The sequence below is a fragment of the Flavobacterium sp. JP2137 genome (assembly GCF_050562195.1).
In the GTDB taxonomy this organism is placed as follows: Bacteria; Bacteroidota; Bacteroidia; order Flavobacteriales; family Flavobacteriaceae; genus Flavobacterium.
The window spans coordinates 1,027,197-1,047,804 of record NZ_CP191647.1 but is presented as its reverse complement, the minus strand read 5'-3'; the positions used below and the strand labels follow the sequence as shown (position 1 = coordinate 1,047,804).

Sequence of the window (20,608 nt, the reverse complement as noted above, 5' to 3'; positions counted from 1 at the left end):
TAAAAATATTCAATGCAACGACTGATTTACATCCTATTATTCTCGCTTTTGTGTCCCCTTATATGGGCTCAAACCAGTGAAAAGCAGCGCAATTTGGAACTTCGGAAGGAACAGATCTTGAAGGAGATCAAGAATGTGCAGCAAATGCTACAAACCGAAAAATCCAAGGAGCGCAATGTGCTTTCGGATATTTCCGAGCAGAATAAAAAGATTCGACTCAGCCAAGAGCTCATTCAAAATACCCAACAGCAACTGCGCTTGCTCACGGACAACATCTATAAAAACCAATTGCAGATCAACAAGCTCCAAAAGGAGTTGGCCGTGCTCAAAGAGGATTATGCCAAAATGATTTACAAGTCGTATAAAAGCCGTTCCGAGCAAAGTCGCATCATGTTTGTACTGTCGTCTGAAAACTTTTTACAGGCCTATAAGCGCATTCAGTACATGAAGCAGTACGCCAATTTCCGAAAGAATCAGGGTGAGGAAGTCAAGGTAAAATCGACGGAACTGCAAGCGATCGTCGCCACCCTAGAGGTTCAAAAAAACAAACAGGGGCTGTTGTTAAAAGACGCGGAACGCGAGAAAAAGGATTTGGAGAAAGACCGCATTAAGCTGGAAGAACTCGTAGCCCTCATCAAAAAGGATCAGAAGAAATACAACGCCCAAATCAAGAAGAAACAGGAGGAAACCCGAGCTATCGATCGTCAAATACAGCAATTGATCCGCGAAGCCATAGCCGAAGCCAACCGCAAAGCGCGTGAAGCCGCAGCGAAAGCCGCAGCGAAAGCCGGAAAAAAACCACCGACCACCTCTTCAAAGGCCAATACAACCACCTTTGAATTGACTCCAGAGGGCAAAATCATAGCCAACAACTTTAGAGCCAACCAGGGAAGCTTGCCGTGGCCCGTAGCCAAGGGATTTATATCTCTGCCCTACGGCGATCAGCCGCATCCGGTACAGAGTCAGCTCACCATACACAACAGCGGTTTGGAAATCAGTACCGAGCCCGGTTCGTCGGCCCGTGCCGTATTTGGCGGTGAAGTGCTTCAGGTACAGGTGCTTTCTGGCGGAAACAAAGCGGTCTTGATTCAACACGGAGATTACATTACCGTATATCAAAACCTCAGCTCGGTTTCGGTCAAAAAAGGCGACAAAGTAAGCATCAAACAAAATATCGGTACCATCGGTACCAATGCCACGGGACGCGCGGTTTTAAAATTCTTATTGTCGCACAACACCACCATTCACAATCCGCAAAGCTGGTTGAGTAGAAGTAACTAACGCAGTAAAAAAGCCTTTTATGAGCAGTAGAAAACCTTTTAATTTACACCAATGGATCCAAGACAACCGCGATCTGTTAAAGCCTCCGGTGGGCAATAAAAACATCTATGTAGAGTCGGAAGATTTTATTGTAATGGTTGTGGGCGGTCCCAATGCCCGCAAGGATTTTCACTATAACGAATCCGAGGAGTTCTTTTACCAACTCGAAGGCAGCATACAAATCGACATCCAAGAAGACGGCGAGCGAAAATCGCTAACCCTCAACGCGGGAGACATCTATTTACTGCCGGCAAAAACCCCGCATAGCCCCATTCGAAAAGCGGACTCGGTAGGCTTGGTGGTCGAAAAAATACGCCAGGGCAAAGGACATCGCGACGGCTTGCTGTGGTATTGCGACAACTGCAACCACCTGCTTCACGAGGTGTATTTTGAACTGACCAATATAGAAACGGACTTTCTGCCGCACTTTAAAGACTTCTACCAATCCGAAACCCTGCGCTGCTGCTCCAAATGCCAGCAGGTCATGGAAGCCGATGCGCGATTTATCAAGTAATCGTTACCATCGCACAAATCGGCTGTCAGCTTCCATATATTTTTTGTAAATTCGCCTAGAATTATACATCAACCATTTAACAATATATCATGGCAACAGTAACAGACCAATTTGGTATTCAAGAGGCTTTAAAGCAATTAGGCCTAGAGGAAATAAACAATGGAACTTCTACTGGTTCTAACACTTTTTCCAACGGACAGATTCTTGAATCGTATTCTCCTGCCACAGGAGAACTCATCGGAAAGGTAAAAACATCGACTAAAGAAGATTACGCACTCGCAATGAAAACGGCTGAAGAGGCTTTTAAAACGTGGAGAATGGTGCCTGCACCTAAACGTGGAGACATCGTGCGTCAAATCGGAATCGAATTGAGAAAACAAAAAGAGCCGCTGGGTAAATTGGTTTCTTTTGAAATGGGAAAGAGTTTACAAGAAGGCTTGGGTGAGGTTCAAGAGATGATCGATATCTGTGATTTTGCGGTGGGACTTTCCCGTCAATTATACGGACTGACGATGCATTCCGAACGTCCTCAACACAGAATGTACGAGCAATGGCATCCATACGGTATCGTAGGTGTGATTTCGGCATTCAACTTCCCAGTAGCTGTTTGGAGCTGGAACACCATGTTGGCTTGGGTTTGTGGAGACGTTTGTATCTGGAAACCGAGTTCAAAAACCCCTTTATGCGGTGTAGCTTGTCAAAATATAGTATCCAAAGTTTTTAAAGCCAACGATATTCCCGAAGGCGTGAGCAACTTAGTCATCGGAAATCAATGTGGTGATTTGATCAACAACGACCCTCGTATTCCGTTGGTTTCTTTTACGGGATCAACACGTATCGGACGTCACGTATCGAAAACCGTAGCCGAGCGTTTCGGAAACACGATTTTGGAATTAGGTGGAAACAACGCCATTATCGTTTCAGAACATTCCGATATCAATATGGTATTGGTTGGAGCGGTGTTTGGAGCGGTGGGAACAGCAGGACAACGTTGTACATCGACGAGAAGATTAATCATACACGAAAGCGTTTACGATAAAACGATCAAAGTATTACAAAGTGCCTATGCGCAATTGAAAATAGGAAACCCTTTAGACAGCAATAACCACGTAGGTCCACTGATCGACAAAGCCGCGGTAAACGACTATCTAAACGCCATTGAAAAAGCCAAACAAGAAGGGGGAACCATCTTGGTAGAAGGCGGTGTGGTAGAAGGTAGCGGTTACGAAAGTGGTTGTTACGTAAAACCGTGTATCATCGAAGCCAAAAACGAGTTTGAAATCGTTCAAGCGGAAACTTTTGCACCGATTTTATACGTGATGAAATACAGCACTATTGAAGAGGCTATCGACATGCAAAATGGCGTTCCTCAAGGATTGTCCTCATCGATCTTTACCAACAACATGAGAGAGATGGAATTGTTCTTGTCTCAATCGGGTTCTGACTGTGGAATTGCCAACGTCAACATCGGTACTTCGGGTGCAGAAATCGGCGGTGCTTTTGGTGGAGAAAAAGAAACCGGTGGTGGACGTGAGTCCGGATCGGATGCTTGGAAGGCGTATATGAGAAGACAAACCAATACCATCAACTACGGTACGGCGCTTCCATTGGCTCAAGGAATTAAATTCGACTTTTAATCCGAAATCCTGCAGGTAATTTTCCATTAGGGTATTTTTTCATTCGAATTACCCGAAAGCAAATTGTCCGTTAACATACTTTATACCTAAAAAAAGGGGCTCCAATCGGGCCCCTTTTTTCGTGGATTAGACCGATGCCAACCGCAACCACCTCCCCCTCATTCCACCGCTTTATGCCGTAAAAAAACCAGATAAAAAACCCCACATTCTGGCTTTCTATATTTTGATTTCAAAATGCAAACAACTGATAATCAGTATTAAAGTTTAAATCACTCCTTGTTTTTATGCGCTTATTTTTTATATTTGAACTAGAGAAGAGGTCGACAAATGCAGCTGTCGTATACTAGCAAAATTTCAAATTTATTTGTTCCCCCTTAAAAACCGATACCGATGAAAAAAAGACTAGAAATCACCCTAAGCCTTGTGCTGTTTATTTGCAGTGCAACCTGTGTCTCCGCATGCCCAACGGCCCTAACATCTGCCACACCCTGTACGGATCAGTGGTTATGCGATATGGAGGTCTTACAAGATATCAACGATTTTTCCTTTGAAGAGGCTTCGGCTATAGCCGACGTTTTCTTCTGGGAATGTATAGCGCTTTACTATTAAAATCCAAACCGCTAATAGCCCGTGTTTTAAAAGACTCGCACTGGAATTTGGTCGAAAAAACCAGTCTCCTTGTAAACTGTATTTACGAACCCTTGTAACAACAGAACTGTTTATGAAAAGCATCCTACTCCTGCTAATAATTGCTAAGTGTTGTGCTTATGCGCAGACAAACCACATCGCTCATTACAAACTAAAATTCGAGATTGACGCGTCGAGTGTAAAGACAAACCCGCGTTTATACCACGTTCTTGAGGAGGCTAAAAAATTTGAGGACGAAGTCGAGTTACGACTGATCTTCAATGCGCAGCAAGCGGTTTTTGAGCGGTTGGATCAGAACCGCAATGCGGCCAACAATTTAGCCTTTAAGCTCTGTGGCTGCGACAAAACCGTCTATACGAATATCGCCAATAACACGATGACGTATTACAACAAAGGATCTGCTCCCCTTGGCATAGCCGACAACGCCTATATCCTAAACGCGCCGCTATACGATGAACGTTGGGTCTTGCACGACGAACAAACCCAAATCAACGGGTACCGCTGCTACAAAGCCAGTAAAACCCAAACAGACGCCGTTGGGAAAAGCTCCCAAGTCACCGCTTGGTATACGCCAGAATTCCCCTATCCCTTGGGGCCCGATAAATACGGAGGACTCCCTGGCTTAATCGTACAACTGCAAAGGGGTATGGAGGTATTTGTCTTGTCCAAGCTTGAATTTAACAAGAAAATCGACTTGCCGTTACCGCCGACTAAAGGAACGGAAATGAGGCAGTCCGATTATTCAAAATTAGTGCGCGAAGCCCTTTTAAAGAAAACCGATAAAAAGCGTTCCTAGGGTTTTATGGCTATATAAACCACATGAGGGTATCATTTAAACCAGGAGCTTTCCACCCCGCTATGATACGAACAAACCGCAACCGACCCTTATGCGCCAAAAGCGCCGCCGCCTTAAAATTGGCACTGCTGCTGTGCGCCCTGTGTGCAAGCGGTACAATCCCAGCACAAAACCTAAGCGGAACGATAACAAACAGCCAAGGTGAGCCCTTGGAAAACAGCCATATACTCGCTCGTGCAACAACGGAAAACCATCCGATTAAATTTGTTGTAGCCGATCGCTACGGTCGTTATAAAGTGGTACTCCAACCCAAAACCAACTATAGCATCACGGTCAATCACATCGGTTTCGAAGCCCAAATCTTCGCTTACAAGGGCGACGACCCCGTACTCACCCACGATTTCGTACTGCTGCCCAAGGAACGGCTCTTGGAGGAAATTACCATCCACTTCGATTTCCAACCAATTGTCCTCAAGAGAGATACGATAACCTATGATGTCCGCGCTTTCGCGGATGGTACAGAGCGCAAATTGAAGGACCAGCTTTCTAAACTACCCGGTATCGAAGTTACCGACGACGGGCAAGTACAGGTCAATGGCAAAACGGTCACCCATTTCTCAGTCGAGGGGAATGTCTTTTTTGGCGGAGGCACCAAACTCGGAGTCGAAAACATCCCCGCCGATGCCGTTGCCCAAGTCGAGCTTATTGATCACTTTACAGCGGTCGCCCAACTCAGAGAGGTCTCGGGCTCTGAACAACTCGCTATGAACATCAAACTCCGAGAAAACAAAAAGAATTTCGCATTTGGGAATGCCAAGGGCAGCTTTGGTCTGGACCGTTTTTACGAGGCGCATACCGCTTTGTTCTACTATGCGTCAAAACGCCATTGGAGCACGATCGCCAACAGCAACAACGCGGGTTTACAAGTTCTTGATATGGCCGATATACTGCGCTTTGAAAGCCCACGAAGGCTTTACCTTAGAAACACCCCCCAACAGCAACTCGTCGACCTCCACGCGCACCGCTTGCCCAACACCACAGCTATGGAAAACAAAAATCACTTGATATCCACCGACTTCCGATTTGACCTTCATCCAAAATGGGAGGTAAAAGGCTGGCTGCTGTATCATAAAAATGGACTATCCACTCAGGTTGATCAGGCGTTATCGCAACTGCAATCCACTGCGATTACCACAGAAAGCCGCTCCACCTACGCCCATAGCCAGCAGCAGTTGAGTTCGGGAAAGCTAAGCGCCCAATATCGTCAAAAATCGCAGACCACTTTAGACTATAACCTGCAATTTGCCCTGACTTCCGATTCCAAAAAGACCGCTATTTTCTCGCAAGCTGATACCGAGGCAAAGCACTTGCAAGCCACGACCACTGCCGACCAGTTCGCCCTTTCCCAGCTGTTTGAATTTCATCACAACTTTCATAAAAAACACCTCGCCACGCTCGTCGTTTCGCACGTATATACCGAAGAAGTTCCCAAGCAAAACTGGTTTTCCAATCGACCCTATCTCGATTCCCACATTCCCTGGACACCCGCCGATGCTTATGAATTAAAAGAACGAAAAAAGCGCCTTCAGAACGCGATACACCTCAGTGCGAAATACTATTGGATCGCCGCACCAAAACACCATGTATACACCTCCATCGGCCACCAGACCAACCCCACCAAACTCTATATAGACGACGAATACCTCAACGGCGAAACCTGGACTGGATACAAGGATTTTGGCAATCGGTTGCATCATCGCTTAAACCAGTCGTTTATCGGTATCGAACACAAGTTTTTACACCGGAAGTTCACCGCAACGGTCGGTCTTTTTATGCAGCATTATCAGTTGGAAAATCGCTACTCCACAACAGCACACACCCTTTCTAAAAAGGCCCTCGAACCCGAGGTCAAACTAGCCTATCAGTTCCATGATTCCGAGAGTCTTATTCTGGATTACGGACTAAAAAACACCTATGCAAAAGCCGAAAACTATGCCGATCAATGGCGTATAAACGCCTTTAACAGCCTGTCTAAAGGCCAGGCGCAACTGCATCCACAACAGCAACAGCAAGCGGATTTGCGCTATAGAAAATTTAACCCCTATACCGGTTTTAGCCTCTTTGCCTGGGCGCGATTTAAGCGAATCGACAAGCCGATTCGCAATCGGGTACAGCTGTTGCGTTCGGAACAGTATGTCGAAGCAATAAACAGCAACATACCCGAAAACCAGTGGAGTTTGGCTGCTTTCGGAAAGGCGCCCCTGCGAGGTAGTATTGAAATGAGTCTAAGCGCCTCCCTCGATTTTAGCCGTTATACCCAAGTTATCAACGACCATGAAATTCCCACTCGAAGCGAATCTCAACAAATTGGCCTCGGCGTCAAAACCCTGTTGAAAAAAATGCCCACGCTAGAAATTCGCTACAACAAATCGTTCCATCAGCGCATCGCTAAGTTTGACAAGAAAACCCAAGGGGATTTATGGACGCTAAAGTTGCAGTCGCGCTTCCTCAAAAACGGCTTATTCAAGGCCGATTACCGCTGCCAAAAAACCGCCATCGAATCCGACAAAACCCGAGTAGACACGCTCGATATCCGTCTGGAATTAAACGGTAAACCCAGTCCGTGGACTATAGGGCTTCAAGGCAATAACCTCTTAAACAGCGGTGCGATTAACCGCGTTCGCATCAGCGATTTTACGGTAGACCAAAGCACCACTGCCGTATTACCGCGAATTCTGCTGCTTTCGATACAATACCATTTATAAAGGCGGTTTTTATTCGCGTATAGAGACTAGTGGACAAGTTTAAAAAAGACATGCTTTAATCGTCCTTTAATCGTGCCGTTAAGGAAACTAGCGAGTTCAATCGGAGAATAGGGCAAAACGAAGAAATTAAAAAAGAAATCGAAAAAAATTGAAATCGAAAACCTCAAATTTAAAAATGAAATAAAAGCAGTTGTAAAGGATCATTTGGATGGAAAGATCACGCGTACCGAAGTGAATAAAAAATAAGAATGTGAACTCCCCGGTTTTCGAAATTAAGTATGCGAACAATGTTATGTTTTAAAATTTAACAACGAATTCATCTAGTTTACAAACTAAAAGAGACACTGTACCAAAAACTGTGTAAGTATTTAAAAATGACTTGGGTTAGTAAAAAACCAAGTCATTTTTTTTATATTTAAATTTTATACAGTTATGAAAACAAAAGACCTATTCCCAGATGAGTTTTTCTGTCAAGGATGTCCCTTAAGAACACTATGTCATAAGTCAAAATAGAATTATCGAAGTTAACGTAGTACTAGAAAATTACTGTACTAAGGCTCGAAATCTATTAAGCTCTAAAGAAGGAATAAAAAAGCGAAAACAAAGATACCATGATGTAGAAGCCGTGTTTGGAAATATTAAAGCAAATCACGGTTGTAGGAGCTTTATGCTTCGGGGTTAGAAAAAAGTTGCCATAGAATGGGGATTATTAGAATAGCACAAAATATAAGAAAAAAGGCAGCCTAAAAGCTGCTTTTGTTGCATTTTAGCCCATTTTGGGCTGCTGAGATTTTAATGGAAATTTAAAAACGTCAAAAATGAGGTTTTTAATAAAAATGAAAAGAGGCCGGCCAAATGCTGTTTTGGAACGACCTCTCTTTTGTAAGAAATTTAAGTGGTTTAGAATCGATAGCCGATAATAACACCTGCATTTAACTCGATAGCCATAAAGCGGTCGTTGACATCTTCGCTAAAGTTCCTGCCGATGTTTGCAAAGGGTTGTATGGTAAACGAATCGTTTTTAACCCATTTATAGCCCACACCTATACCGACGATAACACTGTTCATATCGGTGGTTTCTGTAACCTTTTCATCCGCTCTCCACTTGTCTTCTTCAAAATCGCCAAATCGGTATTTTAAAAAGGGCGAGACACTATATCCCGATCCGTTTTCGCCGTTCTTGCCGCCGAAGTAAAAGTTATAAGAGGCACCTATGCTGGTGGTATTGAATTTTTTTCCCTTGCTCTTGCTTTCTGGATAATATGAAAAGCGGTCGTTTAAATACAAATCTACCCCTACCGATTGGTCTCTGTCGATAAAATGCTCATAACCCAGTTCGACCGACTTCATGATAATCGTATTCAAAATATTGTATTTCACCTCGTTAACAGCCTGAGCCTGTGCACTTATACCTCCACCAATAAGAAGCATTAAAAGGAATAATTTTTTCATATCTATTTGTTTTTATGCAAATATAGAAAAACGATTTATTAAACACCGGATCCACCCCGGCAAAATGTGTATCGGCTGCTTTGGCGCTAGTGCATCGATCGGTTTTTTAGACAAAAGCGGCCTGTTTTGCTGCAAAAAAACCTATTCGGGCAGTAAAACGGCATTTCTACCCGGCTCATGGGGATAGAGTTCTGGCAGTCGATCGCTTTGCCAAAAGGCCTTGGTTTCAACGTCCATAACACTGATACAGCCGGTAAAAGCCGCTCCGGTATCCACATTCCACACCCCGGCACTGTGCATGGGAACACTAGAGCCAACATGGGTGACGGGTGTATGACCGATAAAGATTTCGTCGTATATTTTGAGTCTCTTGGGATAAATCAGGTCGGCGCTGTCCAAATTGGGATCCACGCTTAAGGCGGTTTCCCACAGGGTGCGGTCCCAGCGAAAGTATTCGGGAAAAAATTCGTAATCGACTCCTTTTTGGTTGGTAAAACCCGCATGAATAAAGAGGCGGTTGGAATCGTCTATATAAAAATCGCGCAGTTGTTCAAAAAACGCGATGTGTTGCTGCTTCTTCTGTGCAGAAAGGGAACTGTAGGACGCTATGGAGGCCTTTCCGCCATTGTTTAACCAAGGTTCTCTAGCCTTGCCACTGCGCAACCAATCCAGCAGTAGTGACTCGTGATTGCCGCCTATAAAAACGCAGGCTTGTCGCTGTTGCAGCTGCAGCAAATAATCGACCACTTCTGGCGATTCACTCCAACCATCCACATAATCGCCCAAAAAAATCAGCTGGTCTCCGGCAGAAACTCCCGCCCGTTCCAAAACCTGTAACAAGGCTTTATATCCGCCGTGTATGTCTCCAATTACCAATGTTCTATTCTTCATTAACTTCGTATTTCACTTTACGCAAGATACGCATTACTTCTTTAAAGGAGCTGTATACCGCTTCGTTTTCGGCCTGTTTTAACAGGTCTTTAGCCCCAATTAACACGGCTTTGGCGGCTTCAAAATTGTTTAAATAACAGATCATCATGGTTTGCGGCAACTGAGCGAGGTCGCGCTCTTGCGAGCTAGTCAGCGGTTCGCGCCGCTCCAACTTGTCCAACAACTTGAGATTGGCCTGGTAGATGTGCCCCAGGAGTTTGGGGTTGTATTTTGGCGGTTCAAACAACAGGGTGTTTTTCATGGTATAGGAACCGTTTTCATAAAAGTGAAGAACCAGACGCTCAAAGGGGTAATAGGTGGTGGCATCTTTAAGTCCCAAATGCAGATATTCGGTGATGACGAACTCGTCTTTGTTGTAATCGATGGTTACCGCATCAAAGGTGGAGTAAAACAACTTAATCTGTTCGTTGATCAATTCGATGTCTACCCGAGAATAAAAAACCTTGTCGCGAATCTTCCGCGGCTTTCCCGCCCAACACACCACAAAAAACTCCTTAAACACGCAATAGTCCGCTTTCATGTCTTTGTGCGCCATAGTGACAAAGCTCACCACGCTGTCGAGTATGTGATTGAGGTTGTTGCGCGAAATTTTTTCAATGCTCTCGACCAAGGCGCGATTGCCGTTTTCCTTGGGCCAGACATCGGGCACGGAATTGCTGCCCATACGGCTAAAAAACGTGCCTACGGGAATGGTGTAAATCGCCTTTTTAAAAGACGTCAGTCCCTTTTGCGGGCGCACCGTTACCAAACCGACCACGCGGTTGGGGGGCAAATCGGGAAAGGGCACATTTTCATATTGGATCGTGGGGGGATTCTCCAAAAAGGCGTTGACGAGGTTTTGTATTTTGCTGTCGTCGTAAAAATCCGTGCCGACAATCAGGTTCTCCTCATCCTCAATTCCCACCACCAGAAAGGAATTGTTTTTGGGGTTGGAATTGGACAAAGCACACACGTGTTTTAAAAACTTGCCCTTCCCCTCCTTGCTGTGCAAATTGAGCTGTCTTTTTTTGTCGTAAAAGCTATTCTCATCGTGATGAGACAATAAATTTCTTATAAGCAATCGCTTGTTAATCACAACATTTATTTTTTAATCCTTAAAAATATAAAAAGAAATTCATAAATGAGCCCTAATGAGTTCCTATAGACAAAATATTTAACCTATTATTAACAAGGAAAAAGTAAATAAATTTTGAATTTGCGGCAACTAAACAACTAAGCATTTTTTGTACAAAGATAATAGATATGGAAGCTACTGAAAACACGCATGATATTCGCGCATTAAATGAGAAAATCGAAAGAGAAAGCGCTTTTATCGATTTGTTAAGCCTGGAAATGAACAAGGCTATTGTGGGTCAAAAACACATGATAGACCGCCTTTTAATCGGCTTATTGGGTCAAGGACACATCTTGTTAGAAGGCGTGCCGGGCTTAGCCAAAACCCTAGCGATTAACACCCTAGCCAAGGCCGTACACGGTTCTTTTAGTCGAATTCAGTTTACACCCGATTTACTTCCGGCCGATGTGGTGGGAACGATGATTTACAATATTAAAGAAAACGATTTCTCCATTCGCAAGGGGCCTATATTCGCGAATTTCATCCTGGCCGATGAGATTAACCGCGCTCCTGCCAAGGTACAATCGGCACTTTTAGAAGCCATGCAGGAAAAGCAAGTCACGATCAGCGACGAGACATTTCTGTTGGATCGCCCATTTTTGGTGATGGCCACGCAAAATCCGGTAGAACAAGAGGGTACTTATCCGTTGCCAGAAGCGCAGATGGACCGTTTTATGTTGAAAACCGTTATTGATTATCCCAAATTAGAGGAAGAGCGTCAGGTGATTCGTCAAAATTTATCCGGCGCCAAGATTACGATCAATCCGGTGGTTTCTCTAGAGCAAATCGCCCGTGCACAAGCCGCGGTACGCGAGGTCTATATGGACGAGAAAATCGAAAAATACATTTTGGACATCGTCTTTGCCACGCGTTATCCCGAACAATTCAAATTGGAAAAATTAAAACCCCTGATCAGCTTTGGCGCTTCTCCTCGTGGAAGTATCAACTTGGCCATGGCGGCCAAGTGTTATGCCTTTATCCGAAAAAGGGGCTATGTAATTCCCGAAGACGTCCGCGCCGTGGTCATCGATGTCTTGCGCCATAGAGTTGGGGTTACTTATGAGGCTGAAGCCGAGAACATCACTTCGGTAGACATCATCAACCAAATCGTCAACGAGGTCGAAGTGCCTTAGTCAACGACTTTACGATTACCTATTCGAATCCCTATTTGCTTTCTTATTTTTAATAGGGGAATAGATAGGGTTATTGAGGTTTGAACAATTTTCAACAGCAGCACAAATGGAGACAAAAGACATCCTAAAAAAGGTCAAAAAAATAGAGATTAAAACCCGTCGTTTAAGCGATCATATTTTCTCGGGAGAATATCACACCTCGTTTAAAGGGCGCGGTATGACTTTTGCCGAGGTGCGCCAATATCAATTTGGCGACGACATCCGATCGATCGATTGGAATGTCACTGCGCGGTACAACGAACCCTATATCAAAGTTTTTGAGGAAGAACGCGAACTCACCCTAATGCTCTTAGTAGATATGAGCGCGTCGGAACAGTTTGGATCTACCGATCAATTTAAGAATGAAATCGTTACGGAAATCGCCGCGACCTTGGCCTTTTCGGCAACGCAGAACAACGACAAAATTGGCTTGTTGCTCTTCTCCGATCAGATTGAACTGTATATTCCCCCTAAAAAGGGAAAAAGCCATGTTTTGCGAATCATCCGCGAACTGGTTAACTTTAAACCAAAGAGTAAAAAGACCGATGTATCCCAAGCTTTGGAGTACCTTTCCAAGGTATTAAAGAAAAAGGCCATCGTTTTTGTATTGTCGGACTTTCTGACGGCCGACTACGAGCAGACCCTAAAGATTTCGGCGAAAAAACACGATATCACCGGAGTACGGGTATACGATTTGCGCGAAAAGCAGCTGCCTCAATTGGGTTTGATTTCCGTAATCGATGCGGAAACCGACCAAAACATCTGGGTAAACACCAACGACAAAGCCGTACGCGAGGAATTTGAAAAGAACTATTTGGCGCACGAAGCCTATTTTCAGAAAACGTTTTACAAATGCGGGGCTGGCGTGATTCAAATGCACGTAGAAGAAAGCTATGTCAAAAAACTATTGGGTTATTTTAAATCGAGATAATCAGCGACAACAAGATGAAAAAAAACACTGTTATATACCTGCTTTTTATTGGCTTATTCGGATGGGGGCTTCAGGCTCAAAATTCGGTTAAATCCAGTATAGACACCACCCAAATAAAAATCGGCGACCAGTTCGAACTCACCGTTAGGGCGCTACTCGACCAGGGAACTCCGGTTCACTTTCCCGAGACCGACCGCATCGGACCGTTTGAAGTACTCACCTCACACCCTATAGATACCCTGATCAAAGACCGTCAATACGAATTGATCAAGAGATACAGCCTGACGCAGTTTGACTCAGGCAGCTATAAGCTACCGGCTTTACCCGTGTTGATCGACAACAAGCAATACTTGACCGATGCCTATTCGATTTTGGTGCAAAACGTACAAGTAGACACCCTTAAACAACCGATGTACGAGATCAAATCCATCTCGACCAGCGGTGCGGGAATCTCGTCAAACTGGCTTTACCTGATTGCCATAGTGCTTTGTATTGCCCTGGGCATGGCCTTGTACTATTGGATTAAAAAACGTCAGGAGCGCAATTTGTCCGAAGACGATTTGTTTAAAACTCCCTTTGAAAAGGCTTCCAAGAAACTCGACAAACTAGCGGCTAAAAAATTGTGGGTCCGCGGAGAAACCAAGTCGTACTATTCCGACATGACGGATATCGCTCGGGTTTTTATCGAAGAGACCTTTAATATACCCGCCAAGGAGTTGACGACCTTTGAATTGTTAACGATCTTTAATCAGACGCTTAACTCCAAAAAGATCAAAATCGACAAACGCGTTGTTCAAGCTTTTAAAACCGTTTTTCAAACGGCCGATTTGGTCAAATTTGCCAAATCCCAACCCGAGGAGTTTGAGATTATCAGCGACACGGACAAAATACAAAAGGTTATCAACGAGATCAATATAGCGTATCCCATATCTATGGAAACGCAATCGGAGCAAATCCGCCTGCGTGAAAAGCGCAAAAAGAAACGCAAAAAATTTAGAACCCTGGTGCCTTTGAGCATTAGCGCGGCCCTATTGGCCCTGACGGGTATCCTCTATTTGTTTAACCATACCGAGGGCGGATCGTTCTTAAAGAACCTGTCGTTTAACAGCTCCAAGCGGCTGCTCAACAGCGAGTGGATCAGCAGTACGTATGGCAATCCGGGCATCATTATCGAAACCCCTAAGGTGCTGTTGCGCGTGGTTGATCCGCGGGTACAGCAAACCCTTCCACCGGGTGTGGAATCGGCGGTTCAATTTAGTTCTGGACAAATAACCGATGCCGTTCAGGTGATGTTAAACCTGTTGCACTTTAACCAGGAGGCCTCGTATACCAAAGAAGAAATCTTGGCGCATTCCCTAAAGGTAATCGCTCAGAACTTACAGGCATCGCAGTTGGAAAGCAAAACGGAGGTCTTTGAAAACGCCAAGGGCGTACAAGGCGCCAAAGCTGCGGGAACCTTTGTGATTAACAATCCGCTGACCAAGAAAGAAGCCGTGATTCGCTTTGAGCTGGTCTTGCTCCAACAGGGTCAAGACGCCCAGGAAATCTTTGTTTTTTATACGGACAAAGATGCGGTAGGAGCGCAAATTGCACAAAAAATATTGGAATCCGTTCAATACAAAACCGAAGAAAAAGAATGAGACAAATCACTTTTTTACACCCCGAATTGTTTTGGCTATTCTGCTTGCTGCCCGTTGCCTTTTATATCTGGTACCGCAGTAGAAACAACCAAAAGCCGACTTTAACTTTGAGCAGCATAGCCGGCTTTAGCAAAAACAAATCGCTATTGGTTTGCCTCAGGCCCTTGAGCATTGTCTTAAGGCTGTTGGCTATGGCCGCAATTATCGTTGCTTTGGCGCGTCCGCAAACCGTAGATGTGAGCAATAAGATACACGCCTCTCACGGTATAGACATTGTCATGGCCATGGATATCTCGGGAAGTATGTTGGCCAAGGATTTAAAACCCAACAGAATCGACGCCTTAAAACAGGTGGCCGCCGAATTTATAAAAGACCGAATCAACGATCGAATCGGCTTGGTGATTTACGCGGCCGAAAGCTATACCAAAACACCGGTAACCAGTGACAAACCCCTATTGCTAAACGCCTTAAAAGACGTGGTTTACAACGACGACCTCAAAGACGGAACCGCTATAGGCGTGGGTCTGGGCACTGCGGTTAACCGCCTTAAAGACAGTCCGGCCAAGAGCAAGGTCATCATACTCTTGACCGATGGGGTCAACAATGCGGGATTTGTAGATCCGAGAATGGCCGCCGATATTGCCAAGGAATACAAAATTAAAGTGTATACCATCGGTATCGGTACCAACGGCATGGCCGAATCGCCTTATGCGTATTCGCCTACTGGAGAGTTGCTCTTTAGAATGATGCCGGTAGAAATCGACGAAGCGCTCTTAAAGGAAATCGCTCAAAAAACCGAGGGTAAGTACTTTAGAGCCACAGACACCAAGAGCTTAAAAAAGATTTATGACGAGATCAACGCCATGGAGAAAACCAAAGTGGACGAACAAAAATTCGTCAGCAGAAACGAGAAGTTTCACCTCTTTGCCCTGCTGGGTTTTATCTTGCTTTGCTTGGAATTTATCTTACAAAAAACACTATTTAAAGGTTTCATATAACAGCCAATCCTATGTGGGAATTTGACAATACCAACTATTTCTATCTATTAGCGGTACTACCGGTACTCCTGATTCTATTCGTGGTAAACACGGTGTGGAAACGCAAAAGACAAAGAGAATTCGGAAGTGCCAAAGCACTGCAAATACTAGCGCCCAACCAATCGAAAAACAAGGCCAACATCAAGGCGGTGCTTTACTTTGTGGTCTTGGTGCTCGTGGTGGTTGCCTTGGTAAATCCAAAGATAGGAACGCGCATTGAAACGGTCAAGAGACAGGGTATCGATATCGTGTTTACCCTAGATGTGTCCAAGAGTATGCTCGCCGAAGATATGGCGCCCAACCGCTTGGACAAAACCAAGCAACTCGTATCTCAAATCATCAACAATTTGGGCTCCGATCGCATCGGTATAGTCGGCTATGCCGCCAGTGCCTTCCCGATGCTGCCCATTACGACCGATTACAACGTGGCCAAAATGTATTTGCAGAACATGAATACCGATATGGTTTCTTCACAAGGTACCGCCTTTGAAGAGGCTATACGCGTAGCGAGCAATTACTTCGACGACCCCAAGACCTCCAAGCTGATGATCCTGATTTCCGACGGAGAGGACCACGGCGACGGATTGGAGAGCGCCTTGCAAATTGCCAAACAAAAAAACATCCGCATTATCACCATCGGTGTCGGAACGGAAAAGGGCGGCCCCATTCCGATTCGCCAAGGGGGAACAACCACCTTAAAAAAGGATTTCAACGACGAAATCGTCATCACCAAATTGAATCCGGCAACCCTAAAAACCATCGCTCAACAAACCGGCGGACGCTATTATTACGGCTCTAACACACAAGAAATCGTTGAACTGATCAAACAAGATCTGAACAAAATTGAAAAATCGGACTTCGAAGCTCAGGAAATTGCCGAATACCAATCGCAATACCAATGGTTTCTCGCCTTGGCCTTGCTGTTGTTGTGTGTGGATTTATTCATCTTGGAACGCAAGACCAAATGGATGAAAGAACTCAATTTGTTTAATGAAAAATAATCTGGAAATCAGAACGATATAGCTTTGAATTATGAAAAATTTCCTAATATACCTCAGTTTACTAACCGCTGTTTGCGCACAAGCCCAATCGGCCAAATCGTCGCTTGCCAACGGCAATAAGCATTACGAAGAAAAAAAATACACTCAGGCCGAAGCCGATTACCGCATTGCCCATTCCAAAGACTCGAAAAACAACAGTTCGACCTACAATATGGGCAATACCATGTACAAGCAAAAACAGCTCAACGACGCCGAACTGGCCTATAAAACCGCGGCTACAAAAGCCAACAATCCGGCCGACAAACACCGCGCCTTTCACAACCTGGGCAATACCTATCTGCAAGGCAAAAAATACGGAGAGGCCGTTGAAGCCTATAAAAATGCCTTGCGCAACAATCCCAGAGACGAAGAAACCCGCTACAATTTTGCCCTAGCTAAAAAATTGCAGCAGGAAAATCCAGACCAAAACAAAGACGATAAGGATAAGGATAACAAGGATAAGGATAACAAGGACAAGGATAAAGACAAGGATAAAGACAAGGATAACAAAGACAAGGATAACAAAGACAAGGACGACAAAGGCAAAAAAGACGAGCCTAAAGATCCAAACGACAAAGGAGATCAGGACAAAAAAGACGAGCCCAAAGATCAAGACGACAAGGGCGATAAAGACCCGCAACAAGCACCGAGCAATCCCAATCAGCAACAGATGGAGCGCATATTGGATGCGATGAATAAAGAGGAAAAAAAGGTTCAGAAACGACTCCAAGACAAAAAGGGAAAACCGGCGGTTCAAGGACAAAACACAAAAGATTGGTAAGATGAAGGCAATTGGTAAATATCTCATTCTCTTCACACTCACTTGTTCGCAAGTGGTGTTTGCACAGGTTAAGTTTGAGGCGGTGGTCAACAAAGCCAGTGTCGCTCAAAATGAAATGCTCCGAGTAGATTTTTCCATGAATGGCGATGGCGACAACTTTCAGCCCCCGCGTTTTGAGGGTTTTCAGATTGCCGCAGGACCCAATCAATCGGTAAATTACTCGATGATAAACGGGCTGCGCTCCTTTAGCAAGAGCTATTCTTATTTTCTGGTACCCACCAGAAAGGGAAAACTCAGCATAGGTGCTGCATCTATAGAAATCGAAAACAAGCTCTATAAAACCGAGCCCATAACCGTTACCGTTACCGACGCCATTAAACGCGAAGAGCCTCAGATGAGCGACGCCCAACAGCAAATGCTCAAGGGGATACACGTGGTAACCGAGGTTTCGAATAGCAATCCCTATATCAATGAACCCATAACGGTTACGCATAAATTGTACGTTGGATTTAATTCGAGTGTTCGCGGATTCACAGAATCCAGCAGCCCGAAATACAACAAGTTTTGGAATCATCCGATCGATTTGCAACAACAAAAAGTGGAACAGGGAAACTTCCAAGGGCAACCCTACCGCTTTATCGTTTTGCGAAAATCGGTACTGATGCCACAGGAATCGGGCAATTTGGAAATCGAACCCATGGTATTGGATATAGAAACCGAGCTGCCAACCGGCAGAAGGGATTTCTTTGGCTATGCGGAAATGGGGGTAGTTCGAAAGGTATTTTCTTCGGGCAAGAAAAAAATCAAGGTCAAACCCTTGCCAGAAGCGGGCAAGCCCGCTGATTTTAGCGGTGCAGTAGGTCAGTTTACCTTTAAAGTAAACCCCTCGACCAAGGCGCTAAAATCTGGAGAACCCCTTACGTTAACCGTGACCGTAGAAGGAAAGGGAAATTTAAACCTCTTTTCCCTTCCGCAGCCCATTGCACCACCGGCTTTGGAGATATATGATCCGATCAGCGCCGAAAACATCAGTCCTGGTACCTCGGGCTTACAGGGTTCTAAAACCGACAAATACACCATCATTCCACAATACAAAGGCGATTATCAGATAAAACCCTTGGAATTTAGCTATTTTGACCTGGCCTCCAAATCTTATAAGACCATCACTTCCGATCCCATACCGATTGAAGTGCTGGACGGCCCGATGCTGCCGACCAATGAAGAGGTTAATAAAACCGAAAAAACCGCCGATGTCGAAAAGTTCTACGACCTAAAAACAATCACGGCTTTTGAAGCAAAAAAACACGCGGACTTCCTGGGATCACCTTGGTTTTATGCGCTGCTCATAGCCCCCTTATTGGCCATGCCGCTCTTCGCCTTTACAGTGGCGCAAAGACGCAAAAAACAAGGCGATTGGCAACAGAACAAACGCAGACAGAACAACCGTCTCGCTCGTAAATACTTGGGAGAAGCCAAGAAAAACCTCCGCGATAAGGAGGCCTTTTACGAAGCCTTGGAACGCTGTTTACACAATTTCTTAAAGGCCAAATTGCGCATGGAAACCAGTGAAATGAGCAACGACAACATCGAAGAACTGCTTGCGGAAAAAGGTATCGACACCGCGACCACAGCCGAATTTATGAATTTGAAGTTTGCCTGTGAATTTGCGCGCTACGCACCGACGGCACAAATAGAAATGGATGCCCATTACCAACAGGCTATTGGGGTTATCTCGGAATTAGAAAAACAATTCAAATAAAATAATCATGCAAAAATTAATTTATATTCTATTGTTTTCCTGGGCCTTTTCCTGGGCGCAAACTGCAACAATAGATCCGGAGTTTAAAAATACCTACGACTTATACCAAGAGGGAAAGTATGAAGAGGCCGTTGTCCGCTATCAAAAACTGTTGCAAAGCGAAGGGGAAAGTGCAGACTTGCATTTCAACTTGGGCAATGCGTATTACAAACTGCACCAAACTGCCCCGGCTATCTATCATTACGAAATGGCCTTGCTGCTTCAACCGGACGACATCGCCGCGCAAACCAATCTCAAATTTGCCAAAAAAACCCTGTTAGACGACATTCCTACAGTGCGCAATTTGGGTTCTAAAGAAATCATTCACAACTTCTTTAAGGTATTGCCTTACGACAGCTGGGCATGGATCGGCGTTGCAGCTGCCTTCTTGGTATTTTGTTCCTATATGGGCTACTACCTCGCGCAGCGCAGCGGTTTTAAGCGCCTGTACTTCACTTTAATGCTGGTCTTTGCCCTAGGAGGTGTGTTTGCACTTACGGCGGCTTATTTGGAGCAATCCTATGTCAAAAACTACCGCACCGCCATACTCTTTGCCGAGAAAACCGCTTTAAAATCGGAGGCCAAAAACACCTCCAAAACATTGGCCACCCTACACGAAGGGACTAAGGTGTTGATTTTAGAAGAAAAATCCCTGTGGACCAAAGTCAAGCTTAACAACCAAAATACCGGTTGGATCTTAAAAGAGGATTACCGAGAAATCAAATAGGACTTTCGACGCTCAAATTATTTATGCTTTAAAGCTTTCGCGGCGCCTACTTAGGCGCCGCTGTGCTGGAATACCCTTTGATAAACACCGCATTCGCAGGGCTCAAAATACTTAAACATAGGTATTTTGAGCAAAATGGGGATCCGTTACATTTGTTGACAACGGTTACTTGAATACCAATCACGGCGCTATTAGTCCCACAAAGGGAGGTAATCGGGGTATTGATCTAACATTTAGCAACTAAAAACAATCCCTTCCACGATATTCACTTGCTGTAACAAGTTG

The 20,608-nt window shown here is 44.7% G+C and carries 18 protein-coding genes; 15 read left to right on the top strand and 3 right to left on the bottom strand.

Annotated features, from left to right (window positions below; translation table 11 throughout):
- Positions 1 to 12: 12 nt before the first annotated feature.
- From ACQZ43_RS04585 to ACQZ43_RS04555, 7 genes are all read left to right on the top strand, one after another.
- Entirely contained in the window at positions 13 to 1,281 is a 1,269-nt protein-coding gene (locus tag ACQZ43_RS04585) for a murein hydrolase activator EnvC family protein (protein ID WP_430614767.1), read from the top strand.
- A gap of 19 nt (positions 1,282 to 1,300) precedes the next feature.
- The gene (locus ACQZ43_RS04580; RefSeq protein ID WP_430614766.1) at positions 1,301 to 1,834 is read left to right on the top strand and encodes a 3-hydroxyanthranilate 3,4-dioxygenase; all 534 of its coding nucleotides are present in this window, start codon (positions 1,301 to 1,303) and stop codon (positions 1,832 to 1,834) included.
- An 89-nt stretch (positions 1,835 to 1,923) separates the two neighbouring features.
- Positions 1,924 to 3,471, top strand: coding sequence for an L-piperidine-6-carboxylate dehydrogenase (amaB, locus tag ACQZ43_RS04575; RefSeq protein WP_430614765.1), 1,548 nt, complete (start codon positions 1,924 to 1,926; stop codon positions 3,469 to 3,471).
- Between the two features lie 390 nt (positions 3,472 to 3,861).
- A complete protein-coding gene (locus ACQZ43_RS04570; RefSeq protein WP_430614764.1) occupies positions 3,862 to 4,080 on the top strand; it encodes a hypothetical protein in 219 nt (72 codons plus the stop codon).
- Between the two features lie 112 nt (positions 4,081 to 4,192).
- Positions 4,193 to 4,915 (top strand): GLPGLI family protein, encoded by a 723-nt coding sequence (locus tag ACQZ43_RS04565; protein ID WP_430614763.1) that lies wholly within the window; start codon positions 4,193 to 4,195, stop codon positions 4,913 to 4,915.
- A 62-nt stretch (positions 4,916 to 4,977) separates the two neighbouring features.
- Positions 4,978 to 7,680 carry a carboxypeptidase regulatory-like domain-containing protein gene (locus ACQZ43_RS04560; protein WP_430614762.1) on the top strand — a complete coding sequence of 901 codons (2,703 nt, stop codon included), beginning with the start codon at positions 4,978 to 4,980 and terminating at the stop codon, positions 7,678 to 7,680.
- Between the two features lie 499 nt (positions 7,681 to 8,179).
- The gene (locus ACQZ43_RS04555; protein WP_430615594.1) at positions 8,180 to 8,362 is read left to right on the top strand and encodes a transposase; all 183 of its coding nucleotides are present in this window, start codon (positions 8,180 to 8,182) and stop codon (positions 8,360 to 8,362) included.
- A 218-nt stretch (positions 8,363 to 8,580) separates the two neighbouring features.
- On the opposite strand, the gene ACQZ43_RS04550 is transcribed toward ACQZ43_RS04555, so the two are convergent.
- The 3 genes from ACQZ43_RS04550 to ACQZ43_RS04540 form a co-directional block, all read right to left on the bottom strand.
- Positions 8,581 to 9,132, bottom strand: a complete 552-nt coding sequence (locus ACQZ43_RS04550; RefSeq protein ID WP_430614761.1) for a DUF3575 domain-containing protein — start codon at positions 9,130 to 9,132, stop codon at positions 8,581 to 8,583.
- A gap of 141 nt (positions 9,133 to 9,273) precedes the next feature.
- Positions 9,274 to 10,023: a metallophosphoesterase family protein gene (locus tag ACQZ43_RS04545; RefSeq protein ID WP_430614760.1), complete on the bottom strand. Its 750-nt coding sequence runs from the start codon at positions 10,021 to 10,023 to the stop codon at positions 9,274 to 9,276.
- The gene (locus tag ACQZ43_RS04540; RefSeq protein ID WP_430614759.1) at positions 10,013 to 11,158 is read right to left on the bottom strand and encodes an ATP-binding protein; all 1,146 of its coding nucleotides are present in this window, start codon (positions 11,156 to 11,158) and stop codon (positions 10,013 to 10,015) included. The genes ACQZ43_RS04545 and ACQZ43_RS04540 overlap by 11 nt, the downstream gene beginning before the upstream one ends.
- Before the next feature lie 167 nt (positions 11,159 to 11,325).
- Between ACQZ43_RS04540 and ACQZ43_RS04535 the strand changes: the two genes are divergently transcribed.
- The 8 genes from ACQZ43_RS04535 (at position 11,326) to ACQZ43_RS04500 (ending at position 20,323) form a co-directional block, all read left to right on the top strand.
- Positions 11,326 to 12,330, top strand: coding sequence for an AAA family ATPase (locus ACQZ43_RS04535; protein ID WP_430614758.1), 1,005 nt, complete (start codon positions 11,326 to 11,328; stop codon positions 12,328 to 12,330).
- A gap of 106 nt (positions 12,331 to 12,436) precedes the next feature.
- Entirely contained in the window at positions 12,437 to 13,300 is an 864-nt protein-coding gene (locus tag ACQZ43_RS04530) for a DUF58 domain-containing protein (RefSeq protein WP_430614757.1), read from the top strand.
- A gap of 14 nt (positions 13,301 to 13,314) precedes the next feature.
- Positions 13,315 to 14,940 carry a BatD family protein gene (locus ACQZ43_RS04525; protein WP_430614756.1) on the top strand — a complete coding sequence of 542 codons (1,626 nt, stop codon included), beginning with the start codon at positions 13,315 to 13,317 and terminating at the stop codon, positions 14,938 to 14,940.
- The gene (locus tag ACQZ43_RS04520; protein WP_430614755.1) at positions 14,937 to 15,938 is read left to right on the top strand and encodes a vWA domain-containing protein; all 1,002 of its coding nucleotides are present in this window, start codon (positions 14,937 to 14,939) and stop codon (positions 15,936 to 15,938) included. Before ACQZ43_RS04525 ends, ACQZ43_RS04520 begins: the two co-directional genes overlap by 4 nt.
- Positions 15,939 to 15,949: 11 nt before the next feature.
- Positions 15,950 to 16,978 carry a VWA domain-containing protein gene (locus ACQZ43_RS04515; RefSeq protein WP_430614754.1) on the top strand — a complete coding sequence of 343 codons (1,029 nt, stop codon included), beginning with the start codon at positions 15,950 to 15,952 and terminating at the stop codon, positions 16,976 to 16,978.
- A 31-nt stretch (positions 16,979 to 17,009) separates the two neighbouring features.
- Positions 17,010 to 17,798, top strand: a complete 789-nt coding sequence (locus ACQZ43_RS04510) for a tetratricopeptide repeat protein (RefSeq protein ID WP_430614753.1) — start codon at positions 17,010 to 17,012, stop codon at positions 17,796 to 17,798.
- A gap of 1 nt (position 17,799) precedes the next feature.
- Positions 17,800 to 19,557, top strand: coding sequence for a BatD family protein (locus ACQZ43_RS04505; protein ID WP_430614752.1), 1,758 nt, complete (start codon positions 17,800 to 17,802; stop codon positions 19,555 to 19,557).
- A gap of 7 nt (positions 19,558 to 19,564) precedes the next feature.
- A complete protein-coding gene (locus ACQZ43_RS04500; protein WP_430614751.1) occupies positions 19,565 to 20,323 on the top strand; it encodes a tetratricopeptide repeat protein in 759 nt (252 codons plus the stop codon).
- The last annotated feature ends 285 nt before the right edge of the window (positions 20,324 to 20,608 follow it).

Bases quoted from the DNA above. Each gene is read 5' to 3' on its own strand.
- ACQZ43_RS04515 (WP_430614754.1), top strand. From the start codon at position 15,950: ATGTGGGAATTTGACAATACCAACTATTTCTATCTATTAGCGGTACTA.
- ACQZ43_RS04505 (WP_430614752.1), top strand. From the start codon at position 17,800: ATGAAGGCAATTGGTAAATATCTCATTCTCTTCACACTCACTTGTTCG.
- ACQZ43_RS04585 (WP_430614767.1), top strand. From the start codon at position 13: ATGCAACGACTGATTTACATCCTATTATTCTCGCTTTTGTGTCCCCTT.
- amaB (WP_430614765.1), top strand. From the start codon at position 1,924: ATGGCAACAGTAACAGACCAATTTGGTATTCAAGAGGCTTTAAAGCAA.
- ACQZ43_RS04570 (WP_430614764.1), top strand. From the start codon at position 3,862: ATGAAAAAAAGACTAGAAATCACCCTAAGCCTTGTGCTGTTTATTTGC.
- ACQZ43_RS04560 (WP_430614762.1), top strand. From the start codon at position 4,978: ATGATACGAACAAACCGCAACCGACCCTTATGCGCCAAAAGCGCCGCC.
- ACQZ43_RS04520 (WP_430614755.1), top strand. From the start codon at position 14,937: ATGAGACAAATCACTTTTTTACACCCCGAATTGTTTTGGCTATTCTGC.
- ACQZ43_RS04510 (WP_430614753.1), top strand. From the start codon at position 17,010: ATGAAAAATTTCCTAATATACCTCAGTTTACTAACCGCTGTTTGCGCA.
- ACQZ43_RS04500 (WP_430614751.1), top strand. From the start codon at position 19,565: ATGCAAAAATTAATTTATATTCTATTGTTTTCCTGGGCCTTTTCCTGG.
- ACQZ43_RS04580 (WP_430614766.1), top strand. From the start codon at position 1,301: ATGAGCAGTAGAAAACCTTTTAATTTACACCAATGGATCCAAGACAAC.
- ACQZ43_RS04545 (WP_430614760.1), bottom strand. From the start codon at position 10,023: ATGAAGAATAGAACATTGGTAATTGGAGACATACACGGCGGATATAAA.
- ACQZ43_RS04525 (WP_430614756.1), top strand. From the start codon at position 13,315: ATGAAAAAAAACACTGTTATATACCTGCTTTTTATTGGCTTATTCGGA.
- ACQZ43_RS04535 (WP_430614758.1), top strand. From the start codon at position 11,326: ATGGAAGCTACTGAAAACACGCATGATATTCGCGCATTAAATGAGAAA.
- ACQZ43_RS04530 (WP_430614757.1), top strand. From the start codon at position 12,437: ATGGAGACAAAAGACATCCTAAAAAAGGTCAAAAAAATAGAGATTAAA.
- ACQZ43_RS04550 (WP_430614761.1), bottom strand. From the start codon at position 9,132: ATGAAAAAATTATTCCTTTTAATGCTTCTTATTGGTGGAGGTATAAGT.
- ACQZ43_RS04565 (WP_430614763.1), top strand. From the start codon at position 4,193: ATGAAAAGCATCCTACTCCTGCTAATAATTGCTAAGTGTTGTGCTTAT.